General features: G+C 61.9%; 13 protein-coding genes. All 13 read left to right on the top strand.

Annotation, left to right across the window (positions count from 1 at the left end):
* Positions 1–9: 9 nt before the first annotated feature.
* The 13 genes from BTHE68_RS08035 to BTHE68_RS07975 all read left to right on the top strand — a co-directional run bounded on the left by BTHE68_RS08035 (position 10) and on the right by BTHE68_RS07975 (position 14,424).
* Positions 10–1,263, top strand: a complete 1,254-nt coding sequence (locus tag BTHE68_RS08035; RefSeq protein ID WP_162065871.1) for an NADH-quinone oxidoreductase subunit D — start codon at positions 10–12, stop codon at positions 1,261–1,263.
* A 152-nt stretch (positions 1,264–1,415) separates the two neighbouring features.
* Complete coding sequence (gene nuoE / locus BTHE68_RS08030) at positions 1,416–1,901, top strand: NADH-quinone oxidoreductase subunit NuoE (RefSeq protein WP_162065870.1); 486 nt, start codon at positions 1,416–1,418, stop codon at positions 1,899–1,901.
* Positions 1,898–3,220 carry an NADH-quinone oxidoreductase subunit NuoF gene (gene nuoF, locus BTHE68_RS08025; RefSeq protein WP_162065869.1) on the top strand — a complete coding sequence of 441 codons (1,323 nt, stop codon included), beginning with the start codon at positions 1,898–1,900 and terminating at the stop codon, positions 3,218–3,220. Before nuoE ends, nuoF begins: the two co-directional genes overlap by 4 nt.
* Before the next feature lie 63 nt (positions 3,221–3,283).
* Positions 3,284–5,623 carry an NADH-quinone oxidoreductase subunit NuoG gene (nuoG, locus tag BTHE68_RS08020; protein WP_162065868.1) on the top strand — a complete coding sequence of 780 codons (2,340 nt, stop codon included), beginning with the start codon at positions 3,284–3,286 and terminating at the stop codon, positions 5,621–5,623.
* A gap of 2 nt (positions 5,624–5,625) precedes the next feature.
* Positions 5,626–6,690, top strand: coding sequence for an NADH-quinone oxidoreductase subunit NuoH (gene nuoH / locus BTHE68_RS08015; protein ID WP_162065867.1), 1,065 nt, complete (start codon positions 5,626–5,628; stop codon positions 6,688–6,690).
* A gap of 24 nt (positions 6,691–6,714) precedes the next feature.
* Positions 6,715–7,203 carry an NADH-quinone oxidoreductase subunit NuoI gene (nuoI, locus tag BTHE68_RS08010; RefSeq protein WP_008341734.1) on the top strand — a complete coding sequence of 163 codons (489 nt, stop codon included), beginning with the start codon at positions 6,715–6,717 and terminating at the stop codon, positions 7,201–7,203.
* Between the two features lie 154 nt (positions 7,204–7,357).
* Positions 7,358–8,035, top strand: a complete 678-nt coding sequence (locus tag BTHE68_RS08005) for an NADH-quinone oxidoreductase subunit J (protein WP_162065866.1) — start codon at positions 7,358–7,360, stop codon at positions 8,033–8,035.
* A gap of 20 nt (positions 8,036–8,055) precedes the next feature.
* Complete coding sequence (gene nuoK / locus BTHE68_RS08000) at positions 8,056–8,361, top strand: NADH-quinone oxidoreductase subunit NuoK (protein ID WP_016345647.1); 306 nt, start codon at positions 8,056–8,058, stop codon at positions 8,359–8,361.
* A 17-nt stretch (positions 8,362–8,378) separates the two neighbouring features.
* A complete protein-coding gene (nuoL, locus tag BTHE68_RS07995) occupies positions 8,379–10,448 on the top strand; it encodes an NADH-quinone oxidoreductase subunit L (protein WP_162065865.1) in 2,070 nt (689 codons plus the stop codon).
* A gap of 13 nt (positions 10,449–10,461) precedes the next feature.
* Positions 10,462–11,961 carry an NADH-quinone oxidoreductase subunit M gene (locus tag BTHE68_RS07990; protein ID WP_162065864.1) on the top strand — a complete coding sequence of 500 codons (1,500 nt, stop codon included), beginning with the start codon at positions 10,462–10,464 and terminating at the stop codon, positions 11,959–11,961.
* Positions 11,962–11,986: 25 nt separating this feature from the next.
* On the top strand, positions 11,987–13,459 hold the full coding sequence (gene nuoN, locus BTHE68_RS07985) for an NADH-quinone oxidoreductase subunit NuoN (protein WP_174257999.1): 1,473 nt from the start codon (positions 11,987–11,989) through the stop codon (positions 13,457–13,459).
* Positions 13,459–13,779: a DUF2818 family protein gene (locus BTHE68_RS07980; protein WP_162065862.1), complete on the top strand. Its 321-nt coding sequence runs from the start codon at positions 13,459–13,461 to the stop codon at positions 13,777–13,779. The genes nuoN and BTHE68_RS07980 overlap by 1 nt, the downstream gene beginning before the upstream one ends.
* A gap of 45 nt (positions 13,780–13,824) precedes the next feature.
* Positions 13,825–14,424, top strand: a complete 600-nt coding sequence (locus tag BTHE68_RS07975) for an NUDIX domain-containing protein (RefSeq protein WP_162065861.1) — start codon at positions 13,825–13,827, stop codon at positions 14,422–14,424.
* The last annotated feature ends 121 nt before the right edge of the window (positions 14,425–14,545 follow it).

Genomic DNA, 14,545 nt, shown 5'->3' with positions numbered 1-14,545 from the left:
GAGAGCGTCATGGCAGAGATCAAAAACTACACGCTGAACTTCGGCCCACAGCACCCGGCAGCGCACGGCGTGCTGCGCCTCGTGCTGGAACTCGACGGCGAAGTGATCCAGCGCGCCGACCCGCACATCGGTCTGCTGCATCGCGCGACCGAAAAGCTGGCCGAAACCAAGACCTTCATCCAGTCCGTGCCGTACATGGACCGTCTCGACTACGTGTCGATGATGGTCAACGAGCACGGCTACGTGATGGCCATCGAGAAGCTGCTCGGCATCGACGTGCCGGTTCGCGCCAAGTACATCCGCGTGCTGTTCGACGAAATCACGCGTGTGCTGAACCACCTGATGTGGATCGGCTCGCACGCGCTCGACGTCGGCGCGATGGCGGTGTTCCTCTACGCGTTCCGCGAGCGCGAAGATCTGATGGACGTCTACGAGGCGGTGTCCGGCGCGCGCATGCACGCGGCGTACTATCGTCCGGGCGGCGTTTATCGCGATCTGCCGGACGCAATGCCGCAATACAAGGCGTCGAAGATCCGCAACGCGAAGGCGCTCGACCGGATGAACGAGAACCGTCAGGGTTCGCTGCTCGACTTCATCGAGGACTTCTTCAACCGCTTCCCGCATTGTGTCGACGAGTACGAAACGCTGCTCACCGACAACCGCATCTGGAAGCAGCGTCTCGTGGGTATCGGCGTGGTGAGCCCGGAGCGCGCGTTGCAAATGGGCTTGTCCGGCGCGATGCTGCGCGGCTCGGGCATCGAATGGGATTTGCGCAAGAAGCAGCCGTACGAGGTGTACGATCAGCTCGACTTCGATATCCCCGTCGGCGTGAACGGCGATTGCTACGACCGCTATCTGGTGCGCGTGGAAGAAATGCGCCAGTCGACCCGCATCGCCCAACAGTGCATTGCCTGGCTGCGCAAGAATCCCGGCCCTGTGATGGTCGATAATCACAAGGTCGCGCCGCCGTCGCGCGTGGGCATGAAGAGCAACATGGAAGAGCTGATTCACCATTTCAAGCTCTTCACCGAAGGCTTCCACGTGCCGGAAGGCGAAACGTACGCGGCGGTCGAGCATCCGAAGGGCGAATTCGGTATTTACCTGATTTCGGATGGCGCGAACAAGCCGTATCGCCTGAAGATCCGCGCGCCGGGCTATGCACATCTCGCATCGCTCGACGAAATGGCGCGCGGCCACATGATCGCCGACGCTGTGACGATCATCGGTACGCAAGACATCGTGTTCGGCGAGATCGATCGCTGATCTCATTCTCCGCTTGCGCGGTGCGCTCATCGGGCCGCCGCGCACGGAACGCGAAAGCAATAACAGGAACCCGCAGGAACGCCAGGTCTGCCGCAATACGAAGGGCGCGGCAGGTTTTCGTTCGGTAGGAATTGAAAGAGTCGTGTCTGAAAATGATCTCAGCTGAAGGCCTGAAAGAAATCGATCGCGCGGTCGCGAAATATCCCGCCGAGCAAAAGCAATCGGCGGTGATGGCGGCGCTCGCTGTCGCTCAGGAAGAGCATGGATGGCTCTCGCCCGAACTCATGCAGTTCGTGGCCGATTACCTGAGCATGCCGCCGGTCGCGGTGCAGGAAGTCGCGACGTTCTACACCATGTACGAGCTGAAGCCGGTCGGTAAGCACAAGGTCACGCTCTGCACGAACCTGCCTTGCCAGCTCGGTCCGGACGGCGGTTCGGACAGCGCTGCCGAGTATCTCAAGCAGAAGCTTGGAATCGATTTCGGCGAGACCACCGCGGACGGCAAGTTCACGTTGAAGGAAGGCGAGTGCTTCGGCGCGTGCGGCGACGCACCCGTGATGCTCGTGAACAACCATCGCATGTGCAGCTTCATGAGCCGCGAGAAGATCGACCAGTTGATCGAGGAACTTTCGAAATGACGTCACTCCACGATCGTCACATCAAGCCGCTGATCCTCGCTGGCCTCAACGGCGAGAACTGGCATCTCGAAGACTACGTTGCGCGCGGCGGCTACAAGCAGCTGCGCCGCATCCTGGAAGAGAAGATTCCGGCCGAACAGGTGATCGCCGACGTCAAGGCGTCGGGTCTGCGCGGTCGCGGCGGCGCGGGCTTCCCGACCGGCCTGAAGTGGAGCTTCATGCCGCGTCAGTTCCCGGGGCAGAAATACCTCGTCTGCAACTCGGACGAAGGCGAGCCGGGCACGTTCAAGGATCGCGACATCCTGCGCTGGAATCCGCACGCGCTGATCGAAGGCATGGCCATCGGCGCGTACGCGATGGGCATCACCGTCGGCTACAACTACATCCACGGCGAGATTTTCGAAGTCTACAAGGTGTTCGAGGCGGCGCTCGAAGAAGCGCGCGCGGCCGGTTATCTCGGCGCGAACATCCTGGGCTCCGGCTTCTCGTTTGAGCTGTATGCGCACCACGGTTACGGCGCGTACATCTGCGGCGAAGAAACCGCGCTGCTCGAATCGCTGGAAGGCAAGAAAGGCCAGCCGCGCTTCAAGCCGCCGTTCCCGGCGAGCTTCGGCGTGTACGGCAAGCCGACTACGATCAACAACACCGAGACCTTCGCCGCGGTGCCGTTCCTGCTGGAAATCGGCCCGCAGAATTATCTCGAGCTCGGCAAGCCGAACAACGGCGGCACGAAGATCTTCTCCGTGTCGGGCGACGTCAATCGTCCGGGCAACTACGAGGTCCCGCTCGGCACGCCGTTCTCCACATTGATGGAGCTGGCGGGCGGCGTGCGCGGCAAGTCGGTCAAGGCCGTGATTCCGGGTGGCTCGTCCGCGCCGGTCGTGCCGGGCGACATGATGCTCGCCACCGATATGGACTACGATTCGATCGCGAAGGCCGGCTCGATGCTGGGCTCCGGCGCGGTAATCGTGATGAACGAAACGCGCTGCATGGTGCGCTCGCTGCTGCGCCTGTCGTACTTCTACTATGAAGAGTCGTGCGGCCAGTGCACGCCGTGCCGCGAGGGCACCGGCTGGCTGTATCGCGTGGTGCATCGCATCGAGCACGGCCTTGGCCGCAAGGAAGATCTGGATCTGCTGAACTCGGTCGCCGAAAACATCATGGGCCGCACGATCTGCGCGCTCGGCGATGCGGCGGCGATGCCCGTGCGCGGCATGCTCAAGCACTTCTGGGACGAATTCGAATATCACGTCGAGCACAAACATTGTCTCGTCGGCGGGCACGCGCATCACGCGCCGTCCGAAGCGCTTACCGCGTAATCAGACGCGCAGTCAGATGCGCGACAAGGGTCGAGAGACCAGGGTTGAGGATCTTAATCCATCATGGTTGAACTAGAAATTGACGGCAAGACGGTCGAGGTGCCTGAAGGCAGCATGGTGATCCAGGCTGCGCACAAGGTCGATACGTACATCCCTCACTTTTGCTATCACAAGAAGCTGTCGATCGCGGCGAACTGCCGGATGTGCCTCGTCGAAGTCGAAAAGATGCCGAAGGCCGTTCCCGCCTGTGCGACGCCCGTGTCGGCCGGCATGATCGTTCGCACCACCTCCGACAAGGCCGTGAAGGCGCAGCAGTCGGTGATGGAATTCCTGCTGATCAACCACCCGCTCGATTGCCCGATCTGCGATCAGGGCGGCGAGTGCCAGTTGCAGGATCTGGCCGTCGGTTACGGCAAGTCGCAGTCGCGCTATAGCGAAGAGAAGCGCGTGGTGTTCCACAAGAACGTCGGCCCGCTCATCTCGATGGAAGAGATGTCGCGCTGCATCCACTGCACGCGCTGCGTGCGCTTCGGCCAGGAAGTCGCCGGCGTGATGGAACTCGGCATGCTGGGCCGCGGCGAGCATTCGGAAATCACGTCGTTCGTCGGCAAGACGGTGGATTCGGAACTGTCGGGCAACATGATCGACCTGTGCCCGGTCGGCGCGCTGACCAGCAAGCCGTTCCGCTACAGCGCGCGTACCTGGGAACTGTCGCGCCGCAAGTCGGTGAGCCCGCACGATTCCGTCGGCGCGAACCTCGTCGTTCAGGTGAAGAACAATCGCGTGATGCGCGTTCTGCCGATGGAAAACGAAGCCATCAACGAATGCTGGATCTCGGACAAGGACCGTTTCTCGTACGAAGGCCTGAACAGCGACGAGCGTCTCACCGCGCCGATGCTCAAGCAGGGCGGCAACTGGATCGAAACCGACTGGCAGACCGCGCTCGAATACGTGGCGAAGGGCCTGAAGGGCATCAAGGCGGATCATGGCGCGAACGCCATCGCCGCGCTCGCCACGCCGCACAGCACGGTCGAAGAGCTGCATCTGCTCAAGCAACTGGCTGAAGGCGTCGGTACGCCGAACGTCGATTTCCGTCTGCGCCAGAACGATTTCTCGGCGCCGATGGGCGTCGGGGCGCCGTGGCTCGGCACGAAGATCGCGGATCTGTCGATGATCGACACCGCGTTCGTGATCGGCTCGTTCCTGCGCCGCGATCATCCGCTGTTCGCCGCGCGTCTGCGTCAGGCAGCGAAGAACGGCGCGAAGGTCACGTTCCTGAACGCCAGCAACGACGACTCGTTGATTCCGACCGCGCATCGCCTGGTCGCCGCGCCCTCGGCGTGGCTCGATCAGCTCGCGGGCATCGCGGCGGCGGTCGCCGAAGCGCGCGGCGTCGCGCTGCCGGACGCGTTCGCGGGTCGCGACGTGTCGGCGGCGGCCAAGGATGTCGCGGCATCGCTGTCGGCGGGTGAAGAGCGCGTCGTGCTGCTCGGCAACGTCGCGGTTCAGCATCCGGACTTTGCACAGATTCAGGCGGCGGCCCAGTGGATCGCCGACAATACCGGCGCGACGCTCGGCTTCCTCACGGAAGGCGCGAACTCGGTCGGTGCGCATCTCGTCGATGCATTGCCGGGCGAGGGCGGTCTCAACGCACGCGAAGCGTTCGAGCAGCCGCGCAAGGGCTATGTGCTCCTGAACGCCGAACCGGAATACGACACGGCCAATCCGGCGCAAGCAATCGCCGCGCTCAAGGCAGCGGAAATGGTCGTCGTGATGTCGCCGTTCAAGCACGGCATGGACTACGCGGACGTACTGCTGCCGATCGCGCCGTACACGGAAACGTCGGGCACGTTCGTCAACGCGGAAGGCACGGCACAGTCGTTCAACGGCGTCGTGCGCGCACTCGGCGACACGCGTCCGGGCTGGAAGGTGCTGCGCGTGCTGGGCACGATCCTCGGCTTGCCGGGCTTCGAATTCGACACGGCCGAAGAAGTGCGCGTTGCAGCGCTCGGCACGGGCGACCTGAGCGCGCGCCTGTCGAACAAGACGACGGTGGCGGCGAAGCGCGCAGCATCGAATGTCGTGCTGAACGGCAGCGGCCTGCAGCGTCTCGCCGATGTGCCGATCTACCACGCCGACGCGCTCGTGCGCCGCGCGCCGTCGCTGCATCTGACGGCGGCCGCACGCGATGCGAACGTGGCGGGTCTGCCGACCTCGCTCTTCGACAAGCTCGGCCTGAAGGACGGCGAAGCGGTGCGTATCAAGCAAGGCAACCTGTCGGTGACGCTGCCCGCGGTCCGCGATGCGAATCTCGCGGAATCGGTGGTCCGCGTGTCGGCGGGCACGACGGCTGGCGCCGCGCTCGGCGGCCTGTTCGGTGAACTGGTAGTGGAGAAGGCGTAAAAATGGGCTTGTTCGATACGATCAACGCAGGCGGCACGCAGCTTCTCGGCGTCGCATGGCCGACGGTGTGGGCGATCGTCCGCATCCTCGTGGTTTCGGTGGTCATCCTGCTGTGCGTGGCGTACCTGATTCTCTGGGAACGCAAGCTCATCGGCTGGATGCACGTGCGTCTCGGGCCGAACCGCGTCGGTCCCGCAGGTCTGCTGCAGCCGATCGCAGACGTGCTGAAGCTTCTGCTCAAGGAAGTCATTCAGCCGACGGCGGCCAGCAAATGGATCTACATGATCGCGCCGATCATGACCGTGGTGCCCGCGTTCGCGGTCTGGGCGGTGATTCCGTTCCAGGCCAAGGCGGTGCTCGGCGATATCAACGCGGGTCTGCTGTACGCCATGGCGATTTCGTCGATCGGCGTGTACGGCGTGATCCTCGCGGGCTGGGCGTCGAACTCGAAGTACGCGTTCCTGGGTGCGATGCGCGCGGCGGCGCAGATGGTGTCCTACGAAATCTCGATGGGTTTCGCGCTCGTCGTGGTGCTGATGGTCGCGGGCACGCTGAACATGTCCGAGATCGTGCACTCGCAGCAACGCGGCATGTTCGCGGGCTGGGGCGTCAACTTCCTGTCGTGGAACTGGCTGCCGCTCTTGCCGATGTTCGTCGTGTACTTCATCTCGGGCATCGCTGAAACGAACCGTCACCCGTTCGACGTGGTGGAAGGCGAATCGGAAATCGTCGCGGGTCACATGATCGATTACTCCGGCATGGCGTTCGCGCTGTTCTTCCTTGCCGAGTACATCAACATGATCGTGATCTCCGCGATCGCGACGACGCTGTTCCTCGGCGGCTGGGATGCACCGTTTGGCTTCCTGTCGTTCATTCCGGGCGTATTCTGGTTCGTTTTCAAGGTATTCCTGCTGCTGTCGGTGTTCATCTGGGCGCGCGCGACTTTCCCGCGTTACCGCTACGACCAGATCATGCGTCTGGGCTGGAAGGTGTTCCTGCCGGTGTCGGTGATCTGGGTGGTGGTGGTCGGCTTCTGGATCATGTCGCCGCTCAACATCTGGAAGTAAGAGACAAGAGCGGACGAAAACATCATGAACGCTATTCAGAACTTCTTCAAAACCTTCTTCCTGACCGAGCTGCTGAAAGGTCTGGCGCTGACGGGCCGTTACACGTTCCAGCGCAAGATCACGGTGCAGTTCCCGGAAGAGAAGACCCCGATCTCGCCGCGTTTTCGCGGTCTGCACGCGCTGCGCCGCTATGAAAACGGCGAAGAGCGCTGCATCGCCTGCAAGCTGTGCGAAGCCGTGTGCCCGGCGATGGCGATCACGATCGAATCGGAAACGCGCGCGGACAACACTCGTCGCACGACGCGCTACGACATCGACCTGACCAAGTGCATCTTCTGCGGATTCTGCGAAGAAAGCTGCCCGGTCGATTCGATCGTCGAAACGCACATCCTCGAATATCACGGCGAAAAGCGCGGCGACCTGTACTTCACGAAGGACATGCTGCTTGCGGTGGGCGATCGTTACGAAACGGAAATCGCCGCATCGAAGGCGGCGGACGCGCCTTATCGTTGATATGAGTTCGATGCCGAAGCCACGCGGTTCGGCATCGCGCCAGAGCGATTTTGTTGTTGCTGTTTGGCACACTGCGGCGCGCGCCGAGGGCGGCTCCTGTCCGAAAGCGCCGACACACCATGCCTGATGATGGCCTAACGATGAACCGGTAATCATGGAATTCACAACCGTACTGTTCTATATCTTCGCGCTGCTGCTGGTCGTCTCCGCGCTGAAGGTGATCACCTCGCGCAACCCGGTGTCATCCGCGCTTTTCCTCGTGCTCTCGTTCTTCAACGCGGCCGCGATCTGGATGCTGCTGCAAGCCGAATTCCTCGCGATTCTGCTGGTTCTCGTGTACGTGGGCGCCGTGATGGTGCTGTTCCTCTTCGTGGTCATGATGCTCGACATCAACATTGATGTCCTGCGACGGGATTTCAAGCGCTTCGTGCCGCTCGCGAGCATCGTCGGCGCGATCATCGTGATCGAGACCGCGCTGATCCTCTGGCACGGCTACGGCGCAACCATCACGCCGGTCGTCGGCGCAGCCGTCAGCGGTGCGGGGGTGATGCCGAATACGCAACTGATCGGCAAGGTCATCTACACGGACTACATCTTCGCCTTTGAAATTGCGGGTCTCGTTCTGCTGGTCGCCATCATCGCTGCGATCTCGCTCACGATCCGCGACAAGAAAGACAAGAAGACGCAAACCGTCAGCCAGCAAGTCAAGGTGCGCGCGCAAGATCGCGTTCGCATCGTGAAGATGAAGTCCGAGACAGAGGCGCCGGACGCCACCACGGAACCGGCCGTGACCGGCAATATCGGCGCGGGTACGGTCGACAACAAGGGCTGAGCGCGAAGGAGAATACGAATATGTTGAGTCTTGCCCATTACCTCGTGCTCGGTGCGATCCTGTTTGCGATCAGCATCGTCGGCATCTTCCTGAACCGCCGCAACATCATCATCATCCTGATGGCCATCGAATTGATGCTGCTCGCGGTGAACACCAATTTTGTCGCGTTCTCGCACTATCTGGGCGACGTGCATGGCCAGATTTTCGTGTTCTTCGTGCTGACCGTGGCCGCGGCTGAAGCCGCGATCGGTCTCGCGATTCTCGTGACCCTGTTCCGTAGCCTCGACACGATCAACGTCGAGGACCTCGACCAGCTCAAAGGTTAATTTCAGGCTAGGCTGTTATGTCCACGACACTCAATGAAAACCTCCTGCTCGCGGTTCCGCTGGCGCCGCTGGCCGGCTCGCTGATCGCAGGGCTATTCGGGAAGGCGGTGGGGCGCAAGGGTTCGCATCGCATCACGATCCTCGGCGTCTTCATCTCGTTCATCCTTTCGGCGATCGTCTTCAACGACGTGATGCATGGCGCGAGCTTCAACGCGACCATCTACGAATGGATGAACGTCGGCACGCTCAAGATGGAAGTCGGCTTCCTGGTCGACTCGCTCACGGCGATGATGATGGTCATCGTGACCTTCGTCTCGCTGATGGTGCACATCTACACGATCGGCTACATGGCGGACGAGGAAGTGGGTTACGAGCGCTTCTTCTCGTACATCTCGCTGTTCACGTTCTCGATGCTGATGCTCGTCATGAGCAACAACTTCCTGCAGCTGTTCTTCGGCTGGGAAGCGGTGGGTCTCGTGTCGTACCTGCTGATCGGCTTCTACTTCACGCGTGAGAGCGCGATCTACGCCAACATGAAGGCGTTCATCGTGAACCGCGTGGGCGACTTCGGCTTTCTGCTGGGCATCGGTCTGCTGCTCTCGTTCGCGGGTTCGCTGAACTACGGCGACGTGTTCGCCCAAGGCGACAAGCTCGCGGCGATGACTTTCCCCGGCACGCAATGGGGCCTGCTGACGGTTGCCTGCGTGTGCCTGTTCATCGGCGCGATGGGCAAGTCGGCGCAGTTCCCGCTGCACGTCTGGCTGCCGGATTCCATGGAAGGCCCGACGCCGATCTCCGCGCTGATTCACGCGGCGACCATGGTGACGGCCGGTATCTTCATGGTGACGCGCATGTCGCCGCTGTTCGAGCACTCGGATGCGGCGCTCTCGTTCGTGACGGTCATCGGTGCCATCACAGCGTTGTTCATGGGCTTCCTCGGCGTCGTGCAGAACGACATCAAGCGCGTGGTCGCGTATTCGACGCTCTCACAGCTCGGCTACATGACGGTCGCGCTCGGCGTCTCGGCGTACCCGGTTGCCGTGTTCCACCTCGGCACGCACGCGTTCTTCAAGGCGCTGCTGTTCCTCGGCGCGGGCTCGGTCATCATCGGCATGCACCACGATCAGGACATGCGCAACATGGGCGGCCTGCGCAAGTACATGCCGATCACGTGGATCACGTCGCTGATCGGTTCGCTCGCGCTGATCGGCACGCCGTTCTTCTCGGGTTTCTACTCGAAGGACTCGATCATCGAAGCGGTGAAGTACTCGCATCTGGCGGGCTCGGGCTTCGCGTATTTCGCAGTGGTGGCGAGCGTGTTCGTCACGTCGCTGTACTCGTTCCGCATGTATTTCATGGTGTTCCACGGCGAAGAGCGCTTCCGCGGTCCGAAGCATCCCGATTCGCCGATGGGCCAGGCCGAAGCGCACGGCCACGGTCACGACTCGCACGGTCATCACGACGATCATGGTCATGGCCACGCGCACGTTCCGCACGAAACGCCCTGGGTGGTGACGCTGCCGCTCGTGCTGCTCGCGATCCCGTCGATCATCATCGGCGCGATCATGATCGGCCCGATGATCTACGGCGACTTCTTCGCGCACGGCGTGGCGTTCGACAAGGTGATCTTCATCGGCGAGAACCACGAAGGTCTGAAGGAAATGGCCGAAGAGTTCCACGGCTGGGTCGCGATGGCGCTGCACGGCATCATCACGCCGGGTCCGGTGTGGCTCGCGGCGCTGGGTGTGATCGTCGCGTGGTTCTTCTACATGAAGCGTCCGGATCTGCCGGCGGTCGTCGCGAAGACCTTCCGTCCGATCTACGTGCTGCTCGACAACAAGTACTACTGCGACAAGATCAATGAGGTCGTGTTCGCGAAGGGCGCGGTCGCCATCGGCCGCGGTCTGTGGAAAGAGGGCGATGTGGTCGTCATCGACGGCATCGTCAACGGCAGTGCGCGGTTCATGGGCTGGTTCGCCGGTGTGATCCGCTTCCTTCAATCCGGTTACATCTATCACTACGCGTTCGCCATGATTATCGGCATGTTGGGGCTCTTGACCCTGTTTGTGACGCTCGGCGGCAAATAAGGCGAGGGATCCTATGCACTCTTTTCCGATTCTCAGTGTCGCGATCTGGCTGCCGATCATTTTCGGCCTGCTGGTGCTCGCAGTTGGTAACGACCAGAACCCGGCGCCCGCGCGCTGGGTCGCGCTGATCGGCTCGGTGCTCGGGCTGATCGTCACGATTCCGCTCATCACCGGCTTCGATACGTCCACGGCCGCGCTGCAGTTCGTCGAACAGTCGAACTGGATCGAGCGCTTCAACATCACGTACCACCTCGGTGTGGACGGCATCTCGATGTGGTTCGTCGTGCTGACCGCGCTCATCACGGTGATCGTCGTCATTGCCGGCTGGGAAGTGATCACCGAGCGCGTGTCGCAGTACATGGCCGCGTTCCTGATCCTCTCGGGCATCATGATCGGCGTGTTCTCGACGGCGGATGGTCTGCTGTTCTACGTGTTCTTCGAAGCCACGCTCATTCCGATGTACATCATCATCGGCGTGTGGGGCGGACCGAACCGTGTGTACGCGGCGTTCAAGTTCTTCCTGTACACGCTGGCCGGCTCGCTGCTGATGCTGGTCGCGTTGCTGTATCTGTACACGCAGACGCATACGTTCGATCTCGCCGCGTGGCACGCCGCGAAGCTCGACATGACGCCACAGGTGCTGCTCTTCATCGCGTTCTTCCTGGCGTTCGCCGTGAAGGTGCCGATGTGGCCGGTGCACACGTGGTTGCCTGACGCGCACGTGGAAGCCCCGACGGGCGGCTCGGTCGTGCTGGCGGCGATCATGCTGAAGCTGGGCGCGTACGGTTTCCTGCGCTTCTCGCTGCCGATCGCGCCGGACGCGAGCCATTTCCTGGCGCCGGTGGTCATCACGCTGTCGCTGATCGCGGTGATCTACATCGGTCTCGTCGCACTGGTGCAGGCCGACATGAAGAAGCTCGTCGCGTATTCGTCGATCGCGCACATGGGCTTCGTCACGCTCGGCTTTTTCATGTTCGGACCGTCGAGCCAGCTCGCCGTCGAAGGCGGGCTGATCCAGATGATCTCGCACGGCTTCATCTCGGGCGCGATGTTCCTTTCGATCGGCGTGCTCTATGACCGCGTCCACTCGCGCCAGATCGCGGATTACGGCGGTGTCGTGAACACGATGCCGAAGTTCGCGGCGTTCGCGATGCTCTTCGCGATGGCCAACTGCGGCTTGCCGGGCACCTCGGGTTTCGTCGGCGAATTCATGGTGATTCTGGCGGCCGTGAAGTACAACTTCTGGATCGCCTTCCTCGCCACCTTCACGCTGATTCTCGGCGCGGCCTACACGCTGTGGATGTACAAGCGCGTGTATTTCGGCGCGGTCGCGAACGACCACGTCGCGAAGCTCAAGGACATCAACAAGCGCGAATTCCTGATGCTCGCCGTGCTGGCGCTGTTCACGCTGTACATGGGCCTGCATCCGAAGCCCTTTACCGACGTGATGCACGAATCCGTGGCAAACCTGCTCTCCCACGTCGCGCAGTCCAAGCTGCCGCTGGCTCAGTAACGTCGTGCGGAGGAACTAAAAGATCATGCAAAACGCTCCTATGAGTATGTTGTGGCCCGACGCGGTCCTGATGGCCGCGGTCGTCGTCGCCTGGTTGAACGACACGGTGTTCGGCGAGAAGAGCCGTAATACGACGTATCTGATCGCGCTCGTGTCGACGATCGTCTGTGGCGTGTGGTTCGCGACGACCGCGCTCAATCCGACGCCGGCTTACTTCTTCACGCGCATGTACATCGTCGATCCGTTCGCGAGCGCGATGAAGGCGGTGGTGTGCCTCGGCTACGCGGTGTCGATCATCTATTCGAAGAAGTATCTGGAAGATCGCGACCTGTTCCGCGGCGACTTCTTCCTGCTCGGCCTGTTTTCGCTGCTCGGCCAGTGCGTGATGATTTCGGGCAACAACTTCCTCACGCTGTATCTCGGCCTCGAACTGATGTCGCTGTCGCTGTACGCGGTCATCGCGCTGCGCAAGGACGCGCCGCAGTCGAACGAATCGGCGATGAAGTACTACGTGCTCGGCGCGCTCGCATCCGGCTTCCTGCTGTACGGCATCTCGATGCTCTACGGCGCGACCGGTTCGCTCGAACTGAACGAAGTGCTGAAGGCCGTGGCTTCGGGACGCATCAACGATGCCGTGCTGCTGTTCGGCGTGATCTTCGTCGTGGCGGGTGTGGCGTTCAAGATGGGCGCGGTGCCGTTCCACATGTGGGTGCCCGACGTGTATCAGGGCGCACCGACTGCGATGACGCTGCTCACCGGCGGCGGTCCGAAGGTCGCGGCGTTCGCGTGGGGCCTGCGTCTGCTGGTGATGGGCCTGCTGCCGCTGGCGATCGACTGGCAGGAGATGCTGGTGATTCTCGCGGCGCTGTCGCTCATCGTGGGCAATATCACGGGTATCGTGCAGAAGAACATCAAGCGGATGCTGGCGTATTCGGCCATCTCCAACATGGGCTTCGTGCTGCTCGGCCTGCTCGCGGGCGTCGTCGACGGCAAGCTGACCGGCGCGGCCGGCGCATACAGCTCGGCGATGTTCTACAGCATCATCTATCTGGTGACGACACTCGGCACCTTCGGCGTGGTCATGCTGCTCGCGCGCCGCGACTTCGAAGCCGAAATGCTCGAGGACTTCAAGGGCCTGAACCAGCGCAGCCCGGTGTTCGCGTTCGTCATGATGATCATGATGTTCTCGCTCGCCGGCATCCCGCCGACGGTCGGCTTCTACGCGAAGCTTGCCGTGCTCGAAGCGACGATGAACGCCGGCCTCACGTGGCTCGCCGTTCTCGCGGTGATGACCTCGCTGGTGGGTGCGTTCTACTACCTGCGAGTCGTGAAGCTGATGTACTTCGATGCGCCTCAAGACGCATCGCCGATCGTCGCTGGCGGCCTGAACCGCTCGTTGCTCGCGTTCAACGGCCTCGCCGTGCTGGTGCTCGGTCTGGTTCCGGGCCCGCTGATGACCGCGTGCCTGACGGCGATCTCGCACACGCTGCCGCTGTAATGTCGGCGGCAGGCTGGTTCATCGTGCTGTTGGCGCTCGTTCTCGCCAACCTGCCGTTTCTGAATCAGCGCCTCTTCGCCGTCGTCCCGTTGCCGCTTCCGGCGCCGACGGGACACAGGACAGCGAAGAAGAGCGCGTGGATTCGCATCGGCGAGCTCATCGTTCTTTACTTCGCGGTCGGCGCGCTCGGCTTCATGCTGGAAGCGCGCGCCGGCAACCGCTTCGCTCAGGAATGGCAGTTCTATGCCATCACCTTCAGTCTCTTCGTGGTGTTCGCGTTTCCGGGCTTCACGTATCAATATCTCGTCAAGCGTCGCTGACGGCTTCGCGCCGTCAGCGGCCTGCTTCAAGGCACAAGGCTCAAGATGGCAGATCATTCCTCGATTCCCGGCAAAGACGACGGCCTCATCGAAAAGAAGGTCGAAAGCATCACGCTGCACGAGGGCAAATTCCTCACGCTCAAGCGCGACACCGTCGAATTGCCGGACGGCAAGCACGCGACGCGCGAATTCGTCGAGCATCCTGGCGCGGTGATGATCCTGCCGGTCTTCGACGATGGCCGTGTGTTGCTCGAACGTCAGTTTCGCTATCCGGTAGGGAAGGTTCTGCTCGAATTTCCCGCGGGCAAGCTCGATCCCAACGAAGACGAACTCACGTGCGCGAAACGCGAGTTGCAGGAAGAGACGGGCTACACCGCGCGCGAATGGACGTTTCTCACGCGTATCCATCCGGTGATTTCGTACTCGACCGAGTTCATCGACATCTATCTCGCGCGCGGCCTGAGTTCGGGCGATGCGAAGCTCGACGAAGGCGAGTTCCTCGAAACCTTCATCGCCGATGAAGCGCAACTGATGAACTGGGTGAAGGACGGCACCATCAGCGACGTGAAGACGATCATCGGCGCGTTCTGGCTGGAGAAAGTCCGTTCGGGCGAATGGAAGCTCGGAGAGACGATCACGGACTGAGCGCGCGTCAGGCGCATGCATGCGAAAGCGGCCTCGATGGCCGCTTTCGTCGTTTTTGCGTCAACAAAAGCGTCGCGAGGGCCGAGCGGCTAGAATGAATGTTCCATCGATGACGCGCGCG

Origin of the sequence: Burkholderia sp. THE68, assembly GCF_009938265.1 — a bacterium.
GTDB lineage: Bacteria > Pseudomonadota > Gammaproteobacteria > Burkholderiales > Burkholderiaceae > Caballeronia.
The sequence above is the reverse complement of the archived record's forward strand: the minus strand, read 5'-3'. Positions and strand labels throughout refer to the sequence as shown.